8 protein-coding genes are annotated in these 9,535 nt (G+C 68.5%); 3 read left to right on the top strand and 5 right to left on the bottom strand.

The features are described from left to right. Positions 1–256 precede the first annotated feature (256 nt). Positions 257–1,090, top strand: a complete 834-nt coding sequence (locus tag BFN01_RS12645) for a DUF559 domain-containing protein (RefSeq protein WP_071644702.1) — start codon at positions 257–259, stop codon at positions 1,088–1,090. Between the two features lie 184 nt (positions 1,091–1,274). Here the strand turns inward: BFN01_RS12645 and glmS are convergent, their stop codons facing one another. Then, positions 1,275–3,122, bottom strand: coding sequence for a glutamine--fructose-6-phosphate transaminase (isomerizing) (glmS, locus tag BFN01_RS12640; RefSeq protein ID WP_071644699.1), 1,848 nt, complete (start codon positions 3,120–3,122; stop codon positions 1,275–1,277). A gap of 85 nt (positions 3,123–3,207) precedes the next feature. Here glmS and BFN01_RS12635 point away from each other — a divergent pair, with 85 nt between their 5' ends. Together BFN01_RS12635 and BFN01_RS12630 are read left to right on the top strand one after the other, a co-directional pair. Then, positions 3,208–4,287 carry a glycoside hydrolase family 6 protein gene (locus BFN01_RS12635; RefSeq protein WP_083428807.1) on the top strand — a complete coding sequence of 360 codons (1,080 nt, stop codon included), beginning with the start codon at positions 3,208–3,210 and terminating at the stop codon, positions 4,285–4,287. Positions 4,288–4,367: 80 nt separating this feature from the next. After that, positions 4,368–5,342 carry a response regulator transcription factor gene (locus BFN01_RS12630; RefSeq protein ID WP_071644698.1) on the top strand — a complete coding sequence of 325 codons (975 nt, stop codon included), beginning with the start codon at positions 4,368–4,370 and terminating at the stop codon, positions 5,340–5,342. A 72-nt stretch (positions 5,343–5,414) separates the two neighbouring features. Here BFN01_RS12630 and BFN01_RS12625 read toward each other — a convergent pair whose 3' ends face one another. The 4 genes from BFN01_RS12625 to coaA all read right to left on the bottom strand — a co-directional run bounded on the left by BFN01_RS12625 (position 5,415) and on the right by coaA (position 9,476). Further along, a complete protein-coding gene (locus BFN01_RS12625; RefSeq protein WP_256221154.1) occupies positions 5,415–6,893 on the bottom strand; it encodes a glycosyltransferase family 2 protein in 1,479 nt (492 codons plus the stop codon). Positions 6,894–7,025: 132 nt separating this feature from the next. Next, a complete protein-coding gene (locus BFN01_RS12620) occupies positions 7,026–7,739 on the bottom strand; it encodes a fructose 1,6-bisphosphatase (protein ID WP_071644697.1) in 714 nt (237 codons plus the stop codon). 125 nt (positions 7,740–7,864) lie between these two features. Further along, positions 7,865–8,473 (bottom strand): hypothetical protein, encoded by a 609-nt coding sequence (locus tag BFN01_RS12615; RefSeq protein ID WP_071644696.1) that lies wholly within the window; start codon positions 8,471–8,473, stop codon positions 7,865–7,867. A gap of 259 nt (positions 8,474–8,732) precedes the next feature. Next, entirely contained in the window at positions 8,733–9,476 is a 744-nt protein-coding gene (gene coaA / locus BFN01_RS12610; protein WP_256221153.1) for a type I pantothenate kinase, read from the bottom strand. Between the last annotated feature and the right edge of the window lie 59 nt (positions 9,477–9,535).

The following is a 9,535-nucleotide window of genomic DNA, read 5'->3' as shown; positions in this document are numbered from 1 at the left end:
CTATGTCACAATGCCACTAATCGTACAATTTCCATATTCTGATTGTTTTTTTTTTTTTTTTTAGATGTGTATAAGAGACAGGGACAGATGTCGGCAAGAAGGTGCCGTATGCGCCGACATCCGTTCATCGCGCATGCATCCGCTCGGCCGACCTCACGTCGCGAGTCCTCCTGCACATCTGCCCGATTCGGCCAGGCCGTCCACAATCAGGGTCGAGTCCGCCACACACCTGCCGACATCCGACGATGCTCGAGTGATGCTGGCGCCCAAAGACCTCCTCTCCCGCTTCGACGGAATCGCTCGTGGCGTGCAGCTCCAGCAGTACGGATGCAGCCGGCGCATCCTCGCCGATGCCGTGACCAACGGCAGCATCCGCCGAGTCCGTCCCGGTGTCTTCGCGCTGCCCACAACCGATCCGAGGGTCGTGACGGCAGCGGTGCACGGCGGCGAACTGACCTGCAGGGATGCCCTTCGGTCCCGCAAGGTGTGGGTACTGTCCAGCGCCGTCGAGGAGGTCCACGTCTGGGTCGGGCGCGCCGGCCGACGGCATCGTCATCCGAAGTGCACGTGCGTCACGCACTACTCCCCCGGCACCTCCGGCGTCGGATACGCCTCGGTCGCGACGGCCCTGATCCACGCTTATCGCTGCGTTCCGGCCGAGGAGTTCTTCGCCGCCTACGAGTCGGCCTGGAACAGCCGGCTGATCACGGCATCCGATCGGCGTCGAATCGCCGACGAATTGCCGCAGGCCGCCCAGTGGATGCTGCGCTTCGCCCGGTCCGATGCGCAGAGCGGGCTGGAGTCACTGCTTCGATTCCGGCTGCACCTGCTCGGCATCCGGCTCGACTGCCAAGTGGAGATTCCGGGCGTGGGTCGGGTGGACTTCGTCGTGGGCGGCCGGCTCATTCTCGAGGTGGACGGCCGCGAGAACCATCAGAACGCCGAGCGACGGCACACCGACCTCGTGCGCGACGCGGCCTCATCCGCCCTCGGGTACGAGACGCTGCGATTCGACTACGCGCTCGTCGTGCACAACTGGGACCAGGTCGTTCCGGCGATCACCGCGGCGATCGGCCGGATCGGCGACTGATCCTCCTGACGCGCAGATGTCGGCCCCGCATCCACTCCCCGCCACACAGATGTCGGCAGAAAAGACGGATGCCAGCAGCACCCGCCCGTCTCCGCCGACATCCGTGAACTCCGCCGACATCCGTGCCGGGGGCGGCGCGAGGGGACCCCCCAACCCTGCGGCCCGACCCGCTAGGAGACCGGGGTCACTCCACTGTGACGGACTTCGCTAGGTTGCGCGGCTGGTCGACGTCGAGGCCCTTCGCCGTGGCGAGCGCCATCGCGAAGATCTGCAGCGGCACGACGGCGAGCACGGGCTCGAACATGGCACCGGTGAGCGGGATGCGGATGACCTCGTCGGCGAAGGGCAGCACGGCGGCATCCCCCTCCTCGGCGATGACGATCACGCGAGCGCCGCGGGCGCGGATCTCCTGGATGTTCGAGACGACCTTCGAGTGCACGAGGGCCGAGTGCCGCGGTGACGGCACGATCACGAACACCGGCTGACCGGGCTCGATCAGCGCGATCGGGCCGTGCTTCAGCTCACCGGCGGCGAAGCCCTCAGCGTGGATGTACGAGATCTCCTTGAGCTTGAGCGCTCCCTCGAGCGCGATCGGGTAGCCGACGTGGCGGCCGAGGAACAGCACCGAGCGGGTGTCGGCCATCCAGCCGGCCAGCTGCGCGACGTGCTCCTGCTCTTCGGCGAGCACCTGGGCGATCTTCTCGGGCAGCGCCTGCAGCTCGGCGACATCCGCCGCCGCCGACGCCGTCAGCGAGCCGCGCACCCGACCCATGTGCAGGCCGAGCAGCAGCAGCGCGGTGATCTGCGCCGAGAACGCCTTGGTCGACGCGACGGCGACCTCGGGGCCGGCGTGGGTGTAGACGACGGCATCCGACTCGCGCGGGATGGTCGCGCCCTGCGTGTTGCACACCGACAGGGTGCGCGCGCCGCGCTCGCGGGCGTACTTGACGGCCATCAGGGTGTCCATCGTCTCGCCCGACTGGCTGATCGAGATGACCAGCGTCTTGTCGCCGATGACCGGGTCGCGGTAGCGGAACTCGTGCGCGAGCTCGACGTCGACGGGCACGCGCGCCCACTGCTCGATCGCGTACTTGCCGACCAGAGCCGCATACGAGGCGGTGCCGCAGGCGGTGATGATGACCCGGTCGATGCCGATGAACAGCTCGTCGAGACCGTCGAGCTCGGGGATGGCGACCTGGTCGCCCTGCACGCGTCCGCGGATGGTGTTGGCGACGGCGTCGGGCTGCTCGGCGACCTCCTTGGCCATGAACGACGGCCAGCCGCCCTTCTCGGCCGCGGCGGCGTCCCACGACACGTCGAACGGCTGCGCCTCGACGGGGTTGCCGTCGAAGTCGGTCACCTCGACCGACGACGGGGTGATCGTGACCATCTGGTCCTGCCCGATGGCGAGCGCCTTACGGGTGTGCTCGACGAACGCGGCGACGTCGGAGCCGAGGAAGTTCTCGCCCTCGCCGAGTCCGATCACCAGCGGCGAGTTGCGGCGAGCGCCGACGACGACGCCGGGCTGGTCTTCGTGCATGGCGAGCAGCGTGAAGGCGCCCTCGAGGCGGTTCACGACGGCGCGGAAGGCGGATGCCAGATCGCCGGATGCCCGGTACTCGCGCCCCAGCAGAGCCGCGGCGACCTCGGTGTCGGTCTCGCTGCGGAAGGTGACGCCCTCGGAGATGAGCTCGTCGCGCAGCACGTTGAAGTTCTCGATGATGCCGTTGTGGATGACGGCGAGCTTGTCGTCGTCGGCCAGGTGCGGGTGCGCGTTCACGTCGGTCGGGCCGCCGTGGGTGGCCCACCGGGTGTGTCCGATGCCCGTCGTGCCGGCGGCGAGGGGGTGCTCGGCGAGCGAGTCGCGCAGCATGGCGAGCTTGCCGGCCTTTTTGCGCATGCCCAGGTCGCCCTGCTCATCGATCACGGCGATGCCGGCGGAGTCGTAGCCGCGGTACTCGAGGCGGGCGAGGCCCGCGAGAAGGATGTCCTGGCTGGGCCGCGGGCCCACGTATCCGACGATTCCACACATGAGCTCAAGAATACGGCCCGGTATTTGAAAGGACGCCGTACGAAAGCGCGCGGACGCCGTCGAGCGCGTCGATAAGCTGACAGCCATGAAGAGACGCTCCGAGCGCACCCGCGGCCCGGCGGGAACGGGGCGCGGCGCGCCGGGCATCCGCGCCCCTCGACAGCGGCGCCGACGCGTGCTGGTGATCGTGGTGATCGCGGTGGTGATCGCGCTCATCGTCGCCCTCGTCATGGCGGTGAGTGCCGTGCAGCGGTGGGTCTTCTCGGCGACGGCCGCCTCCCCCGCGGTGGGCACGGTCATCCTCGCGCCCCCACTGTCGAAGGCGCGTCTCGCTCTCGACGAGAGCGGGATGGATGCCGCGCAGCGCGACGCCACGGAATACCTGTCGAAGCAGCCGACGGCGTACTGGCTCACTCCCGAGCAGGACCCGCCCGGTCGTGCGGGCCGCACCGTGTCGGCGCTGACCTCGGCCGCGCGCGATCAGGACGTGTCGCTTGCGCTCGTCATCTACGGTCTGCCCGGGCGCGACTGCGGCAACCACTCCGCGGGCGGTCTGAGCGAGGGCGAGTACCACCGCTGGATCGACGAGATCGCCACGGCACTGGCCGCCGCACCCGACGTGCAGAAGATCGTCGTGCTCGAACCCGACAGCCTGGCGCTCGCCCCGCAGTGCGACAACGTCGCCGAGCGAGCCGCCCAGCTGCGCGACGCGGTCGACCGCCTGCAGGTCGCCCGCACCTGGATCTACCTCGACGGCGGCCACAGCTCGTGGCTGAGCCCGTCGGAGATGGCCGACCTCATCACCCGGGTCGACGTCGCCGATCGCGTCCGCGGTTTCGCGACGAACGTGTCGAACTACCAGTCGACCTACGACGAGTTCGCCTACGCGCACGCGGTCGCGGCAGAACTCGACGGCATGCACGCGATCGTCGACACCTCGCGCAACGGCGTCGCGAGCGCCGGATCGGAGTGGTGCAACCCGCCCGGGCAGCGCGTCGGCGACCCGGGCGGCACCTACGGCGACGACGTGGTCGACACGAATCTGTGGATCAAACCGCCCGGCGAGAGCGACGGTCCGTGTCAGGGCGGCCCGGCGGCCGGGGTGTGGTGGCCGCAGGCCGCGCAGACGCTGACGGCCGATGTGCTGACATCGGATGCCCAGTGACCCGGGTAACCGGTTCAGCGGCGCGCGATAGCATGAACCGAACCACGTCGGTTCCCCTTCCTCGAATGTGAGAGTGCTGCATGCTGGATGACGGCCTTCCCCCGAAGACAGCGGTGATCGTCGAAGACGACCCGGATGTGCGACACCTGCTCGCCGAGGTGCTCGAAGCGGCCGGATTCTCGACGGTCTCGGTAGGCAACGGCATCGACGGGGTGCGCGCCGTGCTCACCTACCAGCCGCTGATCACGACGCTGGATGTCAACATGCCCGGCATCGACGGCATCGAAGCCGCGCGCCGCATCCGAGCGCAGAGCGACACGTACATCATCATGCTCACCGCGCTGGGTGAGGAGGCCGATGTCGTCATGGGCCTCGGCGCCGGCGCCGACGAGTACCTGAACAAGCCGTTCCGCCCGCGCGAGCTGCGGGCGCGCATCGAGGCGATGCTGCGCCGACCGCGGCGGGCTCCCGCCGTGACTCCGCGGCAGGAGCAGTCCGGACGATCGTTCCCCGCCGCGCGCGGTGGCGAGCAGTTCACCTCCCCCGCCCCCACGCGCACGGTCGCGCCGGCGCGGGAGCAGGCACCCGCCGCCGAGTCTGCGGACCACGACGATCTCGTGCTGCGCTACGAGGAAGACGGCCGGCTGACCCCGGTCGTCATGCCCGCGCAGCCGGGCAGCGCGGTCGTTCCGCACGTGCTGCACGCCGAGCTCGAAGAGGGCACCTGGGTGTCGCACCGCGACCTGCGGCTGAACGCCGACACCCGCACGGTGCTCGTGCAGGACAACAACGTCGAGCTCACCCGCACCGAGTTCGACCTGCTCTGCGCGCTGATGGAGTCGAAGCGTCGGGTGCGCAGCAAGGCAGACCTGACGCTGGTGCTGCGCGGCGAGTCGTACGTGACGAGCTACTTCGTGGGCGACGCCGACAAGCGCGCGATCGAGGCGCACATGACCAACCTGCGGCGCAAGCTCGGCGACAACCCCGTGCAGCCTCGCTACATCGAGACGGTGCGCGGGGTCGGCTACCGGCTCACCACCGAAGTCACCAGCTGACCGGCCGACCGGCGCCGAGAAGCCGACAGGCCGACCGGCGCCGAGCAGCCGACCGGCACCGGTCAGCCCGGGTCAGACCTTGAAGCCCTGGTAGCGACGCAGCAGCTTGAACACCATCAGCACGGTCTGCGTGACGGTGACGACGCCGAGCACCGGCCAGCCGATCCAGAGGATGGCCGACTGGATCGCCGGGGTCAGCAGGTTCCACGCCACGGCGAGGCCGACGAGCACGACGATGAGCATCACCAGCGGCATCCAGTGCGCGCTGCCGCTGCCGCGTTCGGCCTGAGCCTGCATGGCCCAGTTGTCGACCTTCTTGCGCGAGAGGAAGCGGAACCACGAGCGCAGGAAGTGGCTCAGCCTGATCCACATGAAGATCTCGGCGGGCACGACCAGCGCGGCGAACAGGATGTCACGGGTCGTGCGGTCTTTCATCGTCATGGCGATGCGCACGTTCAGCAGCACGGCGGCCAGCGGCGGCAGCAGCCACCACGGCGAGAACACGAACGCGCCGATCGAGAGCGACCCGGCGAGCAGGGTGACGAAGCCGATGCGCACGAGCAGGTTGGTGAGCATGCCGAAGTTCTCGAACCAGCGCAGACGCAGGTTCGGGTGGAACGGCTGGCCCTTCGTGTCGCCGCGCTGCCCGGGCCACATCAGCTCGATGGCCCCGAACGTCCACTTCACCTGCTGGGCGTCGTAGGCGCGGATGGTGGTCATGCCGCCCACGTCGGCGCGCGCGTAGGGGCTGATCTTGGTCAGGTAGCCGGCGCTCTTGATCTGCAGCGAGAGCAGCGAGTCCTCGACCTCGCTGTCGCGCACCCACGGGGTGCGCTGCCGGTTGGCGACCATCACGTCACGCAGCGCGGTGGTCGAGAAGATCGAGAACTGGCCACCCAGCACGGCCATGTTGCGCCCGCGCAGCAGGTTCTGCAGGTTGAAAGCGGCGAACTGGGTGCGCTGCCCGGCGATGAGGAACTTCGCGATGGCGCCCTTGATGGGCGCGGTGTCGATGGAGTAGATCGCCGAGATGCCGCCGATGCGGGAGTCTGAGACGGCCTCGGTCTCGAGGTACTCCACCGCCCGCGGGTCGCCGATGGTGTCGCCGTCGACGCCGAGCAGGTAGTCGTAGCCCTCGACGAGCGAGTAGCCGTAGTTGAGAGCACCGACCTTCTTGTCGGGGTTCTTGCCGATGTCGTGCACGAACACCTCGGTGAACTGCTCGCCGAGGTCGGTGGTGATCTCGTGCGGGCCGGCGAATTCCGAGGCGATCTTGACCGTCTTGTCGGTGCTGTTGTTCACCACGACGTGGATCACGTCGGGCACCCGGGTCTGGGCGAGGAGCGAGGTGAGCACCCCGGCGATCGATTCTTCCTCGTTGTACGCCGGGATCACGCATCCGATGGTCGATCGGTGCCCGGACGTGCCCTCGAGTACGGCCGAGAAGTCGTCGGCGAAGCCGGGCGCGTCGTCAGCCGGCGTGAGCGCGGTGCCGTGGCCGCCCGCGTTGCGGTCGAACCCCTGCGGCGATTGCACGTACTCGGTCGTCACGACGGCCCCCTCGGTCTTCGGTGCGCTGGCTGCGCTGTCCGATATGACGATCCTGGTCGATCGATCGCGGGATTCCCGTCAGGCGGGCACCGGTTCTGCTCAAGATCGGCTCAAGAATCTGATCTGCGACGTTCAGTTCTCGATCGGGTGGATGCGGATGGGCAGCACCTGGTACACCGTCTGCTGCTGGAAACTGGCGTCGTCGTTGGCCGCACCCTCGACCGCGATGGTCAGCGCGAACTGCAGCGTGATGCCCTGGGTGTCGGCGGGCAGCTGGTTGATCGTCGTCTGGGGCACGAGCAGGCCGCCCTGGAAGCTGTTCAGCAGCAGTCCGCGCTCGGAGCGCAGCGTGTCGGTGGGCACCAGCGTGCGCGGGTCGGCGGTGAACTGGAACGGCGACGAGGTCTGGTTCGACGCCTGCGCGGTCTGCGAGGTGATGGCGATCTGCGAGAGGTACACCCGGCGCTTCTGGGTGAGCACGGCCTTCTCGTCGACCCGGTGGTCGTAGACGTTCACCGCGAAGCCGAGACTCTTCTCACCGTCGGGATGCCATTGCATGGTGCGCTTGGGCTCGTACGCCCACACGTCGAGGCGCACCTCGAGCCCGTCGGCGACGTCGCTGGAGAGCGAGACCGACCCGTCGCGGGTGAACTGCGATTCGAAGCCGCTGCCGTCGTCGAGGTCGTTGTCGGCCGAGGCCTGCGGGGTGGGGCGCACGGCCTGAACCGTCTCCGCACCGTTCAGCGTGTCGATGAGCTGGCTGCAGCCGGTGAGGCCCGAGATCGCGGCGACGGCGGCGATCGCCGCGGCGGCGCGCACGGTGCCGCGAGTCCGTCGATAGGTCATGAATCACCCTCCTGGGCAGCGCCGGAGTGCACGCCCGTCGGTACGCTATCGGCGTCGGATCGGCTTCTCCGGCGGCTTCGGATGCCGTTGCGCTGATCTTGCGCCGATCTTGAGCTTGGTACCGCTCAGTCTTTCGATGCGGGCTGAGCGATGGCCACCGTGAGGGTGTCGGTCGCGGTCTGCTTCGCGTACTCCTTCGACGTCGGAGTGGTCTGCACGAGGAAGTCGAACGTCACCTGCACGGTGACCGAGGTGGCCTTGTCGTCGAGCGGGCCGACGTTGAAGGTCTGCGAGTAGCTGTAGGGCGCGAGCACGAGATATCCGGGCGCCACGGTGGCGGCGTCGGTCTGCGGCTCCAGCGCGGCGAGCGAGGTCTCGCCCTTGCCGGCGATCGCGGTGAGGGTGGCCTTCTGCAGGTACACCTTCTGGCCGTCGTCAGGGGTGACGTTGGTGACCAGCGAGACGCTGAGCGGTTTCACCGCGCCCGCCGTCCACCGGTCCATCGACAGCGTCGACCAGTAGTCGACCTTCGCGGTCACCGCACCGGCGACGAGCTCACGCTGGGTGCTGCCGCTGGAGAGATCGTTCGGCACGGGCGGTGCGACGGTGGCGGATGCCGTGGGCGTCGCCTCCGGGTCGCCCATCGTCCACGGGGCCGGGCCGCATCCGGTCAGTGCGACAACGCCGACGACCGCCAGTGAGGCGATGACGCCCCGCACACCGCTGTTGCGCATGTAGCTCCCTCTCGCCGCCGCCCGTGACCGGGCGGCTCGCCACAATCCTATGGGTCGGGCCGTTCCTCAAGATCAGCGCAAGGTCAGCGCGAGAAATCACAAGGAGTCGATCAGGGTGCTCGCGCCGGCGGTCACCGGCGGTTAGCGTGACTCGTGCGTTACGGCCCTCTGGTGGGGCGATGATCCTGGGGCTGAGTCACCCGAGACTCAGATGATCAGCTGGGGGCCAGAGGGCCGTGCGCAGCCCCTGGCGCGCGCGTCACACCTTGCGCAGCTGCACGCTCTCGACGGCGTGCTCGGCGCCCTTGCGCAGCACGAGCGTGGCGCGGTGCTTGGTGGGCATCACGTTCTCGACGAGGTTGGGCATGTTGATCTCGTTCCAGAACCCGAGCGCGGTCGTGACGGCTTCGTCATCGCTGAGATGCGCGAACACGTTGAAGTACGACGACGGGTTGCTGAACGCGCTCTGCCGCAGCGCGAGGAACCGGTCGATGTACCAGCGCTCGATGTTCGCGACGTCGGCGTCGACGAAGATCGAGAAGTCGAACAGGTCGCTCACCGCGACGTCGTTGGGGGCGGGCGGCGGCTGCAGCACGTTGAGTCCTTCGACGATCACCACGTCGGGCCGCCGCACGACGACGTGCGCGTCGGGCACGATGTCGTAGCGCATGTGCGAGTAGAACGGAGCCCGCACCTCGGCCGCACCGCTCTTCACCTCGGTGAGGAAAGAGAGGAGCGCCCGGCGGTCGTACGACTCGGGGAAGCCCTTGCGGTCCATCAGCCCGCGCCGCTCGAGCTCGGCGTTCGGGTAGAGGAAGCCGTCGGTGGTCACCAGCTCGACGCGGGGTGTGCCCGGCCACCGGCTCATCAGCTCGCGCAGCAGGCGCGCGATGGTCGACTTGCCCACCGCGACGGATCCCGCCACGCCGACGACGAACGGGGTCGTCGTGTCGCTTTCCTGCAGAAACGCGCTGGTCGCCGCGCCCAGCTGTCTCTTATACACATCTGACGCTGCCGACGAACTCTAGGGGGTAGATCTCGGTCGTCGCCGTCACATTCCAA

Source organism: Microbacterium sp. AR7-10 (assembly GCF_001878835.1).
GTDB classification, from domain to species: domain Bacteria; phylum Actinomycetota; class Actinomycetes; order Actinomycetales; family Microbacteriaceae; genus Microbacterium; species Microbacterium commune.
The sequence above is the reverse complement of the archived record's forward strand: the minus strand, read 5'-3'. Positions and strand labels throughout refer to the sequence as shown.

Coding starts and splice junctions, on each gene's coding strand:
- BFN01_RS12635 (WP_083428807.1), top strand. CDS start 3,208: ATGAAGAGACGCTCCGAGCGCACCCGCGGCCCGGCGGGAACGGGGCGC.
- BFN01_RS12620 (WP_071644697.1), bottom strand. CDS start 7,739: ATGACCTATCGACGGACTCGCGGCACCGTGCGCGCCGCCGCGGCGATC.
- BFN01_RS12645 (WP_071644702.1), top strand. CDS start 257: ATGCTGGCGCCCAAAGACCTCCTCTCCCGCTTCGACGGAATCGCTCGT.
- BFN01_RS12630 (WP_071644698.1), top strand. CDS start 4,368: ATGCTGGATGACGGCCTTCCCCCGAAGACAGCGGTGATCGTCGAAGAC.
- BFN01_RS12615 (WP_071644696.1), bottom strand. CDS start 8,473: ATGCGCAACAGCGGTGTGCGGGGCGTCATCGCCTCACTGGCGGTCGTC.
- glmS (WP_071644699.1), bottom strand. CDS start 3,122: ATGTGTGGAATCGTCGGATACGTGGGCCCGCGGCCCAGCCAGGACATC.